This is a genomic window from Sphingomonas sp. IC081 (assembly GCF_006874585.1).
Lineage (GTDB): Bacteria > Pseudomonadota > Alphaproteobacteria > Sphingomonadales > Sphingomonadaceae > Novosphingobium.
This window is the reverse complement of sequence record NZ_CP029761.1, coordinates 362,156-376,973: the sequence shown is the minus strand read 5'-3', so window position 1 is coordinate 376,973 and position 14,818 is coordinate 362,156. Positions and strand designations below refer to the sequence as shown.

9 protein-coding genes and 1 tRNA gene are annotated in these 14,818 nt (G+C 65.8%); 5 read left to right on the top strand and 5 right to left on the bottom strand.

Translation table 11 applies throughout. The features are described from left to right. Positions 1-32 precede the first annotated feature (32 nt). Both DM450_RS01900 and DM450_RS01895 read right to left on the bottom strand, forming a co-directional pair. A complete protein-coding gene (locus tag DM450_RS01900; protein WP_142637391.1) occupies positions 33-860 on the bottom strand; it encodes a sulfite exporter TauE/SafE family protein in 828 nt (275 codons plus the stop codon). A gap of 81 nt (positions 861-941) precedes the next feature. Further along, positions 942-3,566, bottom strand: a complete 2,625-nt coding sequence (locus tag DM450_RS01895; RefSeq protein ID WP_142632348.1) for a TonB-dependent receptor plug domain-containing protein — start codon at positions 3,564-3,566, stop codon at positions 942-944. Positions 3,567-4,507: 941 nt separating this feature from the next. Between DM450_RS01895 and DM450_RS01890 the strand changes: the two genes are divergently transcribed. The 3 genes from DM450_RS01890 to DM450_RS01880 all read left to right on the top strand — a co-directional run bounded on the left by DM450_RS01890 (position 4,508) and on the right by DM450_RS01880 (position 8,524). Beyond that, complete coding sequence (locus DM450_RS01890; RefSeq protein ID WP_142632347.1) at positions 4,508-5,482, top strand: helix-turn-helix domain-containing protein; 975 nt, start codon at positions 4,508-4,510, stop codon at positions 5,480-5,482. Between the two features lie 343 nt (positions 5,483-5,825). Further along, entirely contained in the window at positions 5,826-7,352 is a 1,527-nt protein-coding gene (adh, locus tag DM450_RS01885) for an aldehyde dehydrogenase (protein WP_142632346.1), read from the top strand. A 398-nt stretch (positions 7,353-7,750) separates the two neighbouring features. Next, positions 7,751-8,524 carry a TorF family putative porin gene (locus DM450_RS01880; protein WP_142632345.1) on the top strand — a complete coding sequence of 258 codons (774 nt, stop codon included), beginning with the start codon at positions 7,751-7,753 and terminating at the stop codon, positions 8,522-8,524. 43 nt (positions 8,525-8,567) lie between these two features. Here the strand turns inward: DM450_RS01880 and DM450_RS01875 are convergent, their stop codons facing one another. Further along, the gene (locus DM450_RS01875; protein WP_260610073.1) at positions 8,568-11,564 is read right to left on the bottom strand and encodes a glycoside hydrolase family 2 TIM barrel-domain containing protein; all 2,997 of its coding nucleotides are present in this window, start codon (positions 11,562-11,564) and stop codon (positions 8,568-8,570) included. Positions 11,565-11,894: 330 nt separating this feature from the next. Next, a tRNA-Arg gene (locus DM450_RS01870) sits at positions 11,895-11,971 on the bottom strand. A 119-nt stretch (positions 11,972-12,090) separates the two neighbouring features. Between DM450_RS01870 and DM450_RS01865 the strand changes: the two genes are divergently transcribed. After that, positions 12,091-12,903, top strand: coding sequence for a queuosine precursor transporter (locus tag DM450_RS01865; RefSeq protein WP_185928681.1), 813 nt, complete (start codon positions 12,091-12,093; stop codon positions 12,901-12,903). A 53-nt stretch (positions 12,904-12,956) separates the two neighbouring features. Then, positions 12,957-14,060 (top strand): DNA replication/repair protein RecF, encoded by a 1,104-nt coding sequence (recF, locus tag DM450_RS01860; protein ID WP_142632343.1) that lies wholly within the window; start codon positions 12,957-12,959, stop codon positions 14,058-14,060. Here recF and DM450_RS01855 read toward each other — a convergent pair. Then, complete coding sequence (locus DM450_RS01855; protein WP_260610071.1) at positions 14,057-14,791, bottom strand: arylesterase; 735 nt, start codon at positions 14,789-14,791, stop codon at positions 14,057-14,059. The two genes, recF and DM450_RS01855, sit on opposite strands and share 4 nt — an antisense overlap. Positions 14,792-14,818 lie beyond the last annotated feature (27 nt).

The following is a 14,818-nucleotide window of genomic DNA, read 5'->3' as shown; positions in this document are numbered from 1 at the left end:
CAAACTCCTTCGCGAAACAGGTGGTTTTTCCGTCAGATTTTCAGAGCATTGTGGAACATGACCATGGAGATCACGATCAGGTAGACGCCGAAGATCCGCTTCAGCATGCGCGGCTCCAGCCAGTGCGCGGCGGCCACGCCGAGCGGCGCGGTCAGGACCGACATCGAGGCGATGGCGAGCGTCGCCGGCACGTTGACGAAGCCGAGCGAGCCCCAGGGCAGGCCCTTGTCGTGCAGGCCGATGATGGCAAAGCCGATGGCGCTGGGAATGGCGATCAGCGTACCCACGCCGGACGCCGTGCCCACCGCCTTGTGGATCGAGCGGCCGCACAGCGTCATCACCATGATCGCGATGGTGCCGCCGCCGATGCCCAGCAGCGAGGAAAACGTGCCGAGGCCGCCGGCAATGCCGACCCGCAGCATGCCGGAGGGCATCTGGTCGGTGATCACCTTGTCGCCCACGCGCGGGACCAGGAAATTGAGGCTCATCAGCAGCACGCCCGAGGCGAAGACCATGGTGAGCACCTTGCCGTCGACATGGCTGGCCAGCAGCACGCCGACACCGTCGCCCAGGATCACCCAGGGCGCCCAGGACTTGAGGATCTCGAAATCGACCGATCCGCGCTTGGCATGGCTCATGACCGAGCGGATCGAGGTGACGATGATGGTCGCCGCCGAAGTGCCGATGGCGACATGCGCGTATTGTGCATGGTCGCCGCCCAGCAGCGGCAGCATCAGCAAAAGTGCGGGGACTACAATGAAGCCGCCGCCGATCCCGAACACGCCGCCGGCGAACCCGGCGACAAGGCCGGCCACCAGCAGTCCGACCGCGGGGATCAGCCAGCCCATTTCAGATAGCATCACAAGCGCAACTCCCTGAAAACTCGAAATAGATGGGTGCTGCATCCGGGGGCGGACGCAGCACCCTTCAGATGGTATCGATCAGAATTTCACGGTGACGCGGCCATAGTAGTATCCACCATTGATACCGTAGGGCGAAATGGTGGGATATACGTTGGACGCATAAGAACTTGACCCGGAAGCCAATTGCGCGGCACGGATATTTTCGTAGGAGCGCTTGGTCGGATACTTGTTGAACAGGTTGTTCGCGCCGATCGAGAGCTTGATGCTCTCGGTCGCCTTCAGGCCCAGTTCGAGGTCGGTGATGAACGCCGACTTGACCGGCACCTTCAGGTCCTGCCCCGCGATCGGGCTGCCGCCCGGCGCGGTTTCCAGCGCATAGACCTTCGAATAGTAGCTTTCGCGCAGGTTCACCGAGAACAGGCTCGATTCCCAGTACGCCCCCAGCGTCGCGCGGACCTTGGGGGTGCTGTGCTCCAGCGTGGCGACGCTGTAGCTGCTGATCAGCGCCGAGCGCGCGGGATTGACGGTGCTGGTGTAGAGCGCATCGGGCAGGCTGGCGATCTTCTTGACCTTGTTCTCGTTGTAGTTGGCCGAGAGGGTCCAGTTCACCATGCCGATGCCGGTCGGCATGTCGTAGGAGGCCATGAAGTCCACGCCGCGGGTGCGCATGTCGGCGCCGTTGACGAAGGTCTGCACGGCCACGGTGCCGCTGGTGTTGCGGTTGCCGTTGACGTCGGTCAGCACGTAGCTCGGGATCTCGCCGCCAAGCGCCGTGGAAACCGCGTCGTAGACCGCCTGCTGGTTGTAGAGATTGTAGTTGTCGGCCGTGTAGGGCACGCAGCTGCTGGCATTCGAGCCCGAGTAGCCCTGGGGGCAATACTGGCCGTTGAAGCCGTAGAACGAGCTGGAAATCATGATGCGGTCGCGGATCTCGATCCAGTAGGCATCGATGGTGACGCTGACCCGCGAGCTGGGCGTGAAGACCACGCCGGCGCTGAAGTTGGTCGACTTTTCAGGCTTGAGACCGCCGAAGCCGAGCGAGGCGGCCGCCGCCGAGTTGGCCGGAAGCACGCCCGCCACGCCGTTCGGCGCCACGTTGATGCCCGAATAGAAACCTTCCGCCAGGGTCGGCGCACGGAAGCCGGTCGAAACCGTGCCGCGCACCGCGAACATGTCGGAAATGTCGTAGCGCGAGGTCAGCTTGAACACGGTGGTATCGCCGAAGTCGCTGTAGTGCTCGTGACGCACGGCCCCGTCGACCAGCCACTCGGGCGTGGGCTTCAGGGAAATGTCGAGGTATTGGGAGAAGTTGGTGCGGTGGTAATTGCCCGCATTGTTGGGACCATAGCCGAAGAACGACTGCGCGCCCGAACCGTAGTAGGAAGCCGGATCGCCCGCGACGATGCCGTAAGTCTCGCGCCGCCATTCGAGGCCGCCGGCGATGTTCACCGGCTCGGCCAGACCGATGTCGAGCGGGTAGGTCAGGTCGAGCGTGTTGCTCCACTGCGAGGCCTTGAAGTCGCCGTTGTGGAACTCGGTCGGGGTGAAGCCGGTGTCCCTGTAGAGCGTGGCGTTGGCCGAATTCTCGACATAGACCTTGACCACATCGTCGCCATAAGTCGAGGCGAGGTCGAAACCGAGGTCCCCGAACATGCCCTTGACGCCGCCGGTGAACGAATAGTCCGTCTCGCGCACCGCTTCGAGCGGGGCGAAGCCGGTCGGGAACAGCGGCACGCCGGCGGCCGAGACGACGATGCCGGGGGTGCGGTAGTTCTCGTAGGCGCGGGCGTATTTGTGGCCGTAGCTGCCGAAGCTGTAGACCTCGAAATCGCCCGATTCCCAGCCTGCATCGTACATCGCGGTGGTCTGTTCGATCTCGGGATCGCCGGCGATGCGGTTGACGTAGGGGTAGTTGGACGCGTTGACGAGGTCGGGATACTTGGTGAGGTTGCCGGTCGCCACCGAATTGCTGCCGTAGACGCGCGGGTCGACGTCGCCGCGGAAGCTGAAGCCCTTCTTCTTTTTCTGCACGGTCACATTGACGTGCGAATTCTCGATCGGCGCGAAGCCGACATTGCCCGAGACGCTGTAGGTATCGCCGCCCTGGTCCATGTACTGGCCGGCCGTGCCGCTGAGCATGCCGCCGTGGTCGGAATCCTTGAGGATGATGTTGATGACGCCGGCGATGGCGTCGGTGCCGTACTGCGCGGCAGCACCGTCCTGGAGCACTTCGATATGGCCGATCGCATCGGTCGGGATGAAGCTCATGTCCGGCGCCGCGCTGCCCCCGTAGGGACCGCCGGCGATCGAGACGTTGGCCGTGCCGTGGCGGCGCTTGCCGTTGATCAGGATCAGGGTGTGGTTGGGCGACAGGCCGCGCAGCTTCATCTGCAGGTTGTGCGCCTGGAGATCGCTGCCGAAGGCCTGCGCCTGGATCGAGGGAAGGTTCTGCGCGAGGCTCTGGACCAGGTCCGGCTGGCCGGTCCGCCCCAGCGCCTCGCTGGTCATGATCTGGATCGGCGCCGGGCTTTCGGTAGCCTTCATGCCGATCGTGCGTGTGCCGGTGACGATGATCGCGCCGGTGGCGGTGTCTGCCGCTTCGCTCGCCTCTCCCTCGACCGGCTCGTCCGCCAGTGCCGGGGCGGACCCCATGATAAGCGCCGCTGCCAGCGCCGATGCCGATACGGATACCCTGTACTTCATCTAGGCCCCCTTGCCTGGTTCATGTCCACGGTTACGGCCTCTCCCTGTGTCTCGCGGTCGCCTCCTCCCCGATGACGGGCGCACTTTCCCGCAGCCGCCGAAACGCACCCGGCAGCCGGCCAACAGCACCTGGGCTGTCCGGAAAGGGCGTGCACGCAAGCAGCGCCGGGCCCGGCCCCTGCGGGCGGCCAGTACGTGCTCGGGCGAAAACGCCGCGAAATCTGTTCGATCGGGAAACGGTATCCCCGCAGGCGGCCCGGACGATCGCGCCATGGCGACATCCCATCGGGCACGCCGAGACGGCGATCACCTCATGGCGAGGTCCTGGTCATGCAGGATGACGCTCCTCCTGTCGGCATCACGGCCGCAGCAGGTCGCCCGGAGCAAGGCTCCGCCTCATGGACACACTAAGATGCGACCACGTTCCCTGAAATTTTTCTATGTCTATTTGAAAAGCACCAAAAACGATTTCATCAATGCGTAATCAACGCCGATATAGGCACGCGAATTCCCGAAGAACATTGACCAGCCCCCTCATAAAGTTGGTCCTGCGTGTTTCCTTCGGACATCGACCCCTGGAAATATTATTTTGTAATATTATTTCGTTTCTGTTGCTCGACCGTATTTGAAATTTTTCGCGTGTCAACGCGGTGTGAGGTCAATTTTGCCCACTCAAGATTATGTGCGCCCAGCGTCAAATTGATCGCAAACGAATGCACTTCGAAACGGCATATTCTGCCGCGCGGCCCGGCGCAAAAGGCCATCCCGTCGCCCACTTTTTACTGGAACGAACGTCTCATGAATGGGACATTCCCGCCTCTATCCGGACTCGCCCGGAATTGCGTCCGGACTGCAATCGATAGCAGGATCACCGCGCCTGAATCGATACCTTGCGGCTCTGTGAAGCGGCGGGTCATGACGGCGGAGAAGGACGACTGAGAATGGCCAGCGACAAGCTGAATCACAGCGATCAGGTCATGCACACCGTGCAGCAGGGCAATGCCGCGGCGGTGTCCGCCGTGGCCGCATCCTGGTGCCGCTCCGCGCTGCATCACGGTCTCGACCCCGCCGCCTCGCGCAAGGGCGAGCGAATCGGCGGCACCTCGCTCACCGCCCTGCGCGAAAACAGCGGTGAACTGATCGCCGCGGCCACCCCCGCGCTCGACCAGCTGTTCGGCAGCGTCGGCCGCACGGGATGCTGCGTCATCCTCTCCAACATCGACGGCGTGGTGATCGAGGCGCGCACCGGCGCCAGCGACGTGGCCCTGTTCGATTCGATCGGCCTGGCCCCCGGCGGCCAGTGGGGCGAGGCGGCCGAGGGCACCAACGGCATCGGCACCTGCCTTGTCGAGCAGCGCCCGGTGACGATCCTGCGCGGCGAGCATTTCGCCAGCCGCAACATCGGCGTCAGCTGCATGGACGCCCCGGTCTTCGATCCCGAGGGACGGCTGGTCGCCGCGCTCGACGTCTCGAGCGCGCGGGCCGACCACGGCGAGGCAATGGCGACGATGATCGCCGCGCTGGTACAGGACGCGGCCCGCCAGATCGAGCGCGACTACTTCTGCATGCGCTATGCCGACGCCCGCATCGTCTACAGCCCCGACCGCCAGGGCAGCGTGCCGCGCGGACGCGGGATCTCGCTGCTGGCGGTCGACCGCGACGACCTGGTGATCGGCGCCACCCGCGCCGCGCGCCTCAGCCTGCGGCTCGGCACCAACCCGTTCGACCGCCCGCGCCCGCTGGCCGACGTGATGGGCGATTCGTCCAGCAGTTTCGACGACAGCGAGCGCGCGATCCTGCGCCAGGCGCTGGCGCGTTCGGGCGGCAACGTCACCCGCGCCGCCCGCGACCTCGGGATCGGCCGCGCCACCATGTACCGCCGCATGGAGCGCGTGGGCATCGCGCCGGGGCAATAACCGGCGCAGCGGCGGGCAGCGACGGCGATGCCTCTCCCGGTCAATCACCCTCCCAATCCCGGGCCAATCCCCCGATCAATCTCCCGCCCCCGGCAGCACAGGCCGCCCATCCTGCTGGTACGACAGCCATGCCCGGCCGCCGCGAAATGGCGGATTTCCGGGCCCCGGCGCCGGTTCCGGCAGCGTGTTTCGCGATTGTAACGGCAAGCCGCGCGACCGTCTCACCCGCGATACACCCGGCCCGGCGGCTTGCGACGCCCCCCTGTCTGGACGCCCCGGAAACTGACACTCTTCAAGCCAAGGACGGGTAACCCGCCCGGACCACATAGAGAGGATCAAGACCATGTCCGACACGAACGTCTCCGAACGGCCCTCGGTGCTGGTGTCACCCTTCGCCGCCAGCTACGACAACTTCATCGGCGGCAAGTGGGTCGCCCCCGTCGCCGGCCGCTATTTCGACAATGTCAGCCCGATCACCGGCCTGCCGGTCTGCCGCGTCGCGCGCTCGGATGCCGACGACATCGAACTGGCGCTCGACGCCGCCCATGCCGCCAAGGACGCCTGGGGGCGCACTTCGCCCGCCGACCGCTCGCTGATCCTGCTGCGCGTCGCCGATCGCCTGGAACAGAACCTGGCCAAGCTGGCCGCCGCCGAGACCTGGGACAACGGCAAGCCGATCCGCGAGACCACGCTCGCCGACATTCCCCTCGCGATCGACCACTTCCGCTACTTCGCGGGCTGCATCCGCTCGCAGGAAGGCTCGATCGGCGAGATCGACCATGACACCATGGCCTATCACATCCACGAGCCGCTGGGGGTCGTCGGCCAGATCATCCCCTGGAACTTCCCGATCCTGATGGCCGCGTGGAAGCTGGCCCCCGCCCTTGCCGCCGGCAACTGCGTGGTGCTCAAGCCCGCCGAGCAGACCCCGGCCTCGATCCTGGTGCTGGCCGAACTGGTGGCCGACATCCTGCCGCCGGGCGTGCTCAACATCGTCAACGGTTTCGGCATCGAGGCGGGCAAGCCGCTCGCCAGCTCCAAGCGCATCGCCAAGATCGCCTTCACCGGCGAGACCTCGACCGGCCGCCTGATCATGCAGTACGCCAGCGAGAACCTGATCCCGGTGACGCTGGAACTGGGCGGCAAGAGCCCGAACATCTTCTTCGAGGACGTCTGCGCGCAGGATGACGACTTCTTCGACAAGGCGATCGAGGGCTTCGTGATGTTCGCGCTCAACCAGGGCGAAGTCTGCACCTGCCCCAGCCGCGCGCTGATCCAGGAATCGATCTACGACCGGTTCATGGAAAAGGCGCTGAAGCGTGTGGCGGCGATCAAGCAGGGCAGCCCGCTCGACATGGAGACCATGATCGGCGCCCAGGCCTCGCAGGAACAGCAGCAGAAGATCCTGCGCTACCTCGACATCGGCCGCGAGGAAGGCGCCGAGGTGCTGATCGGCGGCGGTGCCGCCCAGCTCGGCGGCGACCTGTCTGGCGGCTTCTACGTGCAGCCCACCGTGTTCAAGGGCCACAACAAGATGCGGATCTTCCAGGAGGAGATCTTCGGCCCGGTCGTCTCCACCACCACCTTCAGGACGCAGGAAGAGGCGCTGGAGATCGCCAACGACACGATGTTCGGCCTCGGCGCCGGCGTGTGGAGCCGCGACATCAACACCTCCTACCGCTTCGGCCGCGCCATCCAGGCCGGGCGCGTGTGGACCAACTGCTACCACGCCTATCCCGCCCATGCGGCCTTCGGCGGCTACAAGCAGTCCGGCATCGGCCGCGAGACGCACAAGATGATGCTCGACCACTACCAGCAGACCAAGAACCTGCTGGTGTCCTACAATCCCAAGAAGCTCGGCTTCTTCTGATCGCCTTGCCGCTGCCCCGAAAGCGGGCAGCGGCCTTGAATACCGCGTTACCCTGCGGGGTCGCACCAGCCCGGCGCGGGCGCGCCATGCGCTCTCTCCCAAGCGCCCGCGTCGGGCATTTTCCGTAACCGCGCATTTTCGACACGACAAGGCGTGCGGCCGTAAGAGCCCGTTTGGAAATTCGCGAAAAGCGAATTTCGCGGCACCAGCCCACTCCCCCACCCGACCACCCATCGGCAGTATTCTGTGGGTGGTCGGCCCCCTCAGCGAAAAGGTCCCCCGGACCTTTTCGTGAACTTCGGGACGGGAGCGGGCTGGTGCCGCCCTCAAAATGCCCTTTCGGGCATTTTTCAAAGAGACTCTAAGAGCTTCACGCCACAGGGAAGGACTATCCGAACATGACGAACCGCCAGATTGCCGCGGCGTGCCTTGCCGCGGCCCTCTCCAGTCTTGCCTGCGCTCCGGGCGCCTCGGCGCAGGATGCCGCAGCCGGCACCGACGGTGCCGCGCAAACCCCCGCTCCCCAAAGCGCCACGCCCCAAAGCGCCACGACCAAGCCGGCATCCGATCTCTCGGTCAGCGTCACGCTCAAGGGCACGACCGACTACGTCTGGCGCGGCGTCAGCCAGTCGGACAACGACCCGGCGGTGTTTGCCGTCGTCAACCTCGGCTACAAGGGCTTCTATCTCGGCGCCGAGACCGAGAACGTGCGCTTTGCCGGCATCAAGCAGGAATGGGACATGTGGGGCGGCTATGTCGCCAGGCTGGGCGGCGGGGTGGCGCTCGATGTCGGCTTCGTGCGCTACGGCTATGTCGATGCGCCGGTCGACATCGACACCTTCGAGGTGAAGGCGGCGCTGTCGGGCAAGGTCGGCCCGGCCTCGGTCAGCCTCGCGGGGTATCACACCTGGGACTATTTCGGGACCGGCGAGAACGCCACCTATGTCGAACTGGGCGCCTCCGCGCCGGTGATGGACAAGCTCTCGATCTCGGCAGCCGCCGCGCGCCAGCAGATCGACCACCTGAGCGACTACACGACCTGGAATGCGGGCCTGAGCTATCAGGTCCTGCCCGGCGCCTCGGTCGACCTGCGTTATTACGACACCGACCTCGACAAGCTCGGCAGGCTGTCAAAAGCCCGCGTGGTCGGCGCCTTCACCGTCACGTTCTGAAGGTACCAAGTCCGGCCGGGACGATGCCCGGCCGGACTTGGTCTCACCGCGCCGCGCCGATGGTGAAGGCATAAGTCAGCGGCCTGAGCGCGATGCGGTAGGGCATGTGGGCCCGGCCATCGAGGTTCCAGCCGGTATCGCCGCCCACGCCCGCCTGCGCCGCATCGATCAGCAGCGTGCCGTTGCCGTGCGGGCGAATGTCCGAGCTATGCGCCTGCGAGGGCGGCTTCATCGCCAGATCGGCATAAGGGAACGCCAGCGCATTGACCGAAAGCGGCTGCGCGCCGGTAACGCGCAGGCCAGCTTTCGCGCCCGTCCTGGCGCCGGTCAGTTCGATCCAGCGCACATCGGTCTTGTTGCCGGATTCCTGCGGGCGTGCGTAGTCGTGGAACTGCTCGGCCACGGTGCCCTGCCACTGCGCGATCAGCCCGCCGGTCTTGCGATCGGCATAGGTCTCCTGCGGCCCGCGCCCGAACCAGCGAACCTGGTCGAGCATGGCGGGTGTCTCGAACGCGAGGCCGACGCGCAGCGGATCGGGCAAGGTATCGCGCAAGGGTTCGAAATGGACGGTGACGCCCACCGATCCGTCGGCGGCCATCGTCCAGCGCGTCTCGGTCTTCACCGAGCCGACGCCCATGTCGTGGTGGACAACGATGGCATTGCCGTCCCGCTCGATGCGCTCGACACGGCGGTGCTCGGAGAAGTACTGCCACATGGCATGGCTCCTGGGCACGCCGGAGCCCACATCGTTATCGGTGGGCGCGCGCCAGAAGTTGGGCGCGCCGCCGGTCAGCAGCAAGGTGCCGCCGCGTTCGTAGCGGGTGACGAGGCCGGTGGCCTTGTCGATCTCCAGCACCGCATCGCCCGCGGCAAGGCGAAGGGTCGAGGCGGTCTCGGCGGGCGCGACGGTACCGGCCGCGACCGGCACCACGGCGGGGGCGGAAAGTGCGAACTGCTCCCAGCCGACGACATGGCCGGCAGGCTGTGTCGGCACCGCTCCGGCCCTGGCGCGGGCACGCAGGACCAGGATGCGTTCGGCCGAGGGGTTCTTCGCCGCCGGGATCGGCACCGTCAGCGGCGCCGAGGCGCCTGAAGGCACGTTAGGGGTCGTCAGGGTACCTCTAGAGGCTTCTCTGCCGTCCTCCATCACCGTCCAGTCGAGCGTGAAGCGCGAGAGGTCGATATGGTCGTGGCGGTTGACCACGCGGTAGCCGCTGGCGTCGTGCGTAAAGGCGATCGGCGCCTGGACCTTGGCCAGTTCGTAGTATTCGGGATCGGGCGTGCGGTCGGACTGGATCACCCCGTCGCCCACCGGGCTGTCGTCGCCGTGGACGCCCGGCGCCCTGGGATCGGGATCGTAGTCGAGCCCCTGCCCCCAGTAGGAGCGGCCCTCTTTGTCCTTCAGCTCCATGGTCTGGTCCACCCAGTCCCAGATGAAGCCGCCCTGCAGCTTGGGATAGGCGCGCATGGTGTCCCAATAGCCCTGAAGATCGCCCAGGCTGTTACCCATCGAATGCGCGTATTCGCACAGGATCAGCGGCTGGGTGAAGGCCGGATCCTTGGCGTAATCGATCATCTTGGGCACGTCGTCGTACATCGGCGCGAAGATATCGACGTAGCTGTTGGTCGGGTGGCGCCAGTTGCTCATGCTCCAGCCGAGGAAGTTGATCAGCCGCGTGGGATCGTTGGCCCGCACCCACTTGCCCGCCGCCTCGAAATTGGGGCCGACACCGCTTTCGTTGCCGAGCGACCAGAAGATGATCGAGGGGTGATTGCGATCGCGCTGGACCATGCGCTCCACCCGGTCGAGGTGCGCGGCCTGCCACGTGGGATCGGTGGCCAGCAAGTACTTGGGATCGTTGCCATGTTCCTGCGAGAGGCTGAGATAGCCGTGGCTCTCGATATTGGCCTCGTCCATGACATAGAGGCCGTATTCGTCGGCAAGGTCATAGAAGCGCGGATCGTTGGGATAGTGCGATGTGCGCACGGCATTGACGTTGGCCGCCTTCATCAACTCGACGTCGCGGCGCATCGTCGCTTCGGAAACGACGTGGAAGGTATGGGGATCGTGCTCGTGGCGGTTGACGCCGCGGATCATCACCCGCTTTCCGTTCACGCGCACTTCGCCGCCGGCGATCTCGACGGTGCGGAAGCCGATGCGGCGGCTGGTCGCCTCCACCAGCTTGCCGTTCGCGTCCAGCAGTTCGACCAGCAGCGTATAGAGCTGCGGGTCTTCTGCCGACCACGAGCGCACGGCGGCAAGCGTACCCGCCAGCGATACCGTGCCGCCGTTCGCAGAGCCTTCGCGCTTCAGGACCTCGCGCTGGCCGTCCAGCACGGTTGCCCGTACACGCATGGCCGCAGGCTGGCCGGCAAGGTCGACCTTGAGGTCCAGCTTGCCGTCGCGGTAGTCGTTCTCCAGCCCCGCATCGACGGTGAGGTCGCGGATATGGGTGGCAGGCGCCGCGTAGAGCGTGACGCTGCGCTCGATACCGTTGACGCGCCAGAAATCCTGATCTTCCAGATAGCTGCCATCGGCAAAGCGGTAGAGTTCGATGGCGACGGTATTCGTGCCCGCATGGACATGGCGCGTCACGTCGAACTCGGCGGGAAGCTTGGAATCCTCCGAATAGCCGACACGCTGCCCGTTAACCCAGATGTAATAGGCCGCGCCCGCCGCGCCGACCGTCAGCAGCAGCTTGCGGCCCGACCAGTTTGCCGGGACGGTGAACTCGCGGCGGTAAGAGCCGACTTCGTTGAGGTCATGCGCGATCCACGGCTGGTTGCGCGGAAACGGGTAACCGCTGCCGACAAAGACCGGGCGGCCGTGCCCTTCGGCCTGGAGAATGCCGGGGACTTTCATCGTCCCCCACCCGCTTACATCGAAGCCGGGCTTGTAGAAATCGACCGGGCGCGCCTCCGGACTGGGCGAGAGGTGGAACTTCCAGTCGCCATCGAGCGAGAGATGGTAGCGCGACTTCGAAACATCGCGCGAAAGCGCCCCGGCGCGGGTTTCAAAGCCGTCGAACGTCGTGTGCATGGGCTCCGCGCCCTGACGGATGACTTCGGGCTGCTCCCATTCCGCTGGGCCGGTTTCAGGCGTGGTTTGCCCATGGGCCGGGGCCGTCAGAGCGATAATGAGACTGCCGACAGCACAGCCCTGCATGAATTTGCGCATTGGAGGCACGTTCCCCGCCTGATCGGACGGCGCATCCCGAACCGCGCGCCGCCACTCCGTAGTTGTATATATCGTATACGGATCGACGCCCATTGCAACGCTGGCCTCCTCGCCTTCCCACCGCCCGCAAGCCGGCAGCCGTGCGGCAACCGCGTTCGCACAGGCCGTTAGCGGTGATGATGGAGGAGAAGTTGGCGCGCCCGGCAGGGTTCGAACCTGCGACCCCAAGCTTAGAAGGCTCGTGCTCTATCCAGCTGAGCTACGGGCGCGCGCTAAGTCTGCGGGGCTCCCCATAGCGCGGTTCTGCGCTCACGCAAACCGCACATCCGATCGATCCCCATCAACTTGTGCTTTGCCGAACGTTGCCGGCGGGTTACGCATGGCAGCGATGAGCGAAGAACACCTCTCCCGTATCGACGGCATGGCCGGCGCCCGGCGCCATTTCCGCTATTTCGACTACGTGATGGTCGCCTTCGTGGTGATCCTGCTGCTCTCCAACCTGATCGGCGCCGCCAAGCAGGCGGAAGTCACCTTCCCCGTGTTCGGGCCGATCACGTTCGGCGCGGGCGTGCTGTTCTTCCCGGTGTCCTACATCATCGGCGACGTGCTGACCGAAGTCTACGGCTATGCCAATGCCCGCCGCTGCATCTGGGCGGGCTTCTTCGCGCTGCTGTTCATGGTGCTGATGAGCGTGGTGGTGGTGAACATCCCCGCCAATGCCGAATGGGCGCTTGCTTCGGCCACCTACACCGTCGAGGGCAAGCAGGTGACGGCACCGAACCAGGCCGCCTATTACTCGATCTTCGGCCAGACGCCGCGCATCGTCTTCGCCTCGGTCTGCGCGTTCTGGGCGGGTGAGTTTGTCAATTCCTTTGTCCTTGCCCGCATGAAGATCATGACCCAGGGCAAGCACTTGTGGACACGCACCATCGGCTCCACCGTGCTGGGCGAAGGCGTGGACAGCGCGCTGTTCTACCCCCTCGCCTTCCTCGGCGTCGCGGGCTTCACGCCGCATTCCATCGCTTTCCTTGCGATCACCCAGTGGGCGATCAAGACCGGCTGGGAAGTGGTACTGACCCCGGTGACTTACGTCGTGGTCGGCTGGCTCAAGAAGCGCGAGGGCGTCGACGTCTACGACAGCAATGTCGACTTCTCCCCCTTCGCCAAGGCGCGCAAGGCCGCGGCTACAACCAGCGAATAAGCCGGCCACACGGCTTGGCATGACCGGTCGGCCCCGGTAGGTCCGCCGCAGCCATGCTCGACCGCATCCTCCTGTCCCGCTTCCGCAACCACCGCGAAACCGCGGTGGACGGCACGGCGCAGTTCAACCTGCTGGTGGGCGAAAACGGCGCGGGCAAGACGAATGTGCTGGAGGCGATCTCGCTGCTGTCGCCGGGACGGGGCCTGCGGCGCGCCGCGCTGGCCGACGTGCCGGGCCAGCAGTTCGACGGCGGCTTCGCGGTCAGCGCGTCGCTGATGGTGCCCGGCAACGAACCCGTTCGCCTCGGCACCGGCGTTACGGCGGAGCGGCCCGGACGGCGCCTGGTGCAGGTCAACGGCGCCGAGGCTCCTGCAGTGCGGCTGGCCGAATGGCTCTCGATCGGCTGGCTGACCCCGGCGATGGACCGCCTTTTTGTCGAGGGCGCCGGGGCACGGCGGCGCTTCCTTGACCGGATGGTCATGGCCATGCGCCCCGACCACGCCAGCCACGCCACCCGCCTCGAAAACGCCCTGCGCGAACGCAACCGCCTGCTCTCGGGCGAATATGCCCCCGATCCGCGCTGGCTGGACGCGATCGAGAGCCAGCTTTCCGAAGCCGGCGCCATGGTCGCCGCTGCCCGCGCCGAACTGGTGGAGCGGCTGGAAAGGACACTGGCCGCGCTGCCGGACTCCCCTTTCGCACGCCCCTCGCTGGCCTATCAGGCGGGTGGACCGATCGAGGCCGAAGCTCTCGCCCGCGCCTTGCGCGATGGCCGCCCCCGCGAACGCGCCGCCCAGCGTACGCTAACCGGCCCGCATCGCGACGAAGTGCTCGTAACGATGGCGGGCAAGGGGGCGGGCAAGGGTCAGGCCGCCGCCGAATGCTCGACCGGCGAGCAGAAAGCCATGCTGATCGCGATCACGCTGGCGCACTCGCAATTGCTGGAGGGCGGCACGCAGCAACGCCCGCGCCTGCTGCTGCTCGACGAAGTGGCCGCCCACCTCGACCCGCTGCGCCGCGAAGCGCTGTTCGATCGCCTCCGCGCCGGATCGGCGCAAGTCTGGCTGACCGGCACCGAACTGGCCCCGTTCGAGGCCATCGCGGACGAAGCGGCGATATGGGAAGTCCGCGGCGGTGCGGTGCGACGATTGGATTAACGGCCTGTACCGGTTTTCTTCGGCCCTGACTTCTTAGGCAATGCATCCGCGACGTCGTCGACGGTTGCCGTGACGATTTCCTCCACCCCGATGGCGGTGGGATGGACGTGGTCCTTCTGCAGCAGGTCCGGCTTGTCGATCACCGGCTGGAGAAAGAACGGCACCAGCACGGCGCCGTATTTCTGGGCAAGCTGCGGGTAGATCGGATTGAACTGCGCGGCATAGTCCTTGCCCAGATTGGGCGCGGCCATCATCCCCAGCAGCACGGCGCGGATGCCCTCGTCCTTGAGCCGCTTCAGGATCGCCTCAAGGTTCCGGCGCGTCTGTTCCGGCGGCAGCGAGCGCAGCATGTCGTTGCCGCCAAGGCTGATGATCGCCAGTTCAGGCTTCACCGGCTGGCTCTTGAGCGTGAAGTCCAGCCGCTCCAGCCCGGCCGCCGTGGTATCTCCCGAGACACCGGCGTTGGTGATCCGCGCGTTGATCCCGCGTGCCCGCAGGGCATTTTCCAGCCGCGCGGGGTAGCTTTCGCCATCCTCCAGCCCATAGCCCGCCAGCAGCGAATCCCCGAAGGCCAGGATCGGCCGCTCCGGCCCCATCACCGGAATCGATGGCGGTGCGTCAAGCGCGCTGGTGCTCTGCTCGGAGGCAGGCGCCCTCCCCTTGTCACAGGCACTCAGGGCGAGAGGCAGGATGGACACAGCCCCGAGAAGGACGATCGCTTTGGCGCGCAAGGGTTTCTCCGGTGAAATGACTTGTGG

Coding starts and splice junctions, on each gene's coding strand:
- recF (WP_142632343.1), top strand. CDS start 12,957: ATGCTCGACCGCATCCTCCTGTCCCGCTTCCGCAACCACCGCGAAACC.
- DM450_RS01895 (WP_142632348.1), bottom strand. CDS start 3,566: ATGAAGTACAGGGTATCCGTATCGGCATCGGCGCTGGCAGCGGCGCTT.
- adh (WP_142632346.1), top strand. CDS start 5,826: ATGTCCGACACGAACGTCTCCGAACGGCCCTCGGTGCTGGTGTCACCC.
- DM450_RS01865 (WP_185928681.1), top strand. CDS start 12,091: ATGAGCGAAGAACACCTCTCCCGTATCGACGGCATGGCCGGCGCCCGG.
- DM450_RS01875 (WP_260610073.1), bottom strand. CDS start 11,564: ATGCACACGACGTTCGACGGCTTTGAAACCCGCGCCGGGGCGCTTTCG.
- DM450_RS01880 (WP_142632345.1), top strand. CDS start 7,751: ATGACGAACCGCCAGATTGCCGCGGCGTGCCTTGCCGCGGCCCTCTCC.
- DM450_RS01890 (WP_142632347.1), top strand. CDS start 4,508: ATGGCCAGCGACAAGCTGAATCACAGCGATCAGGTCATGCACACCGTG.
- DM450_RS01900 (WP_142637391.1), bottom strand. CDS start 860: ATGCTATCTGAAATGGGCTGGCTGATCCCCGCGGTCGGACTGCTGGTG.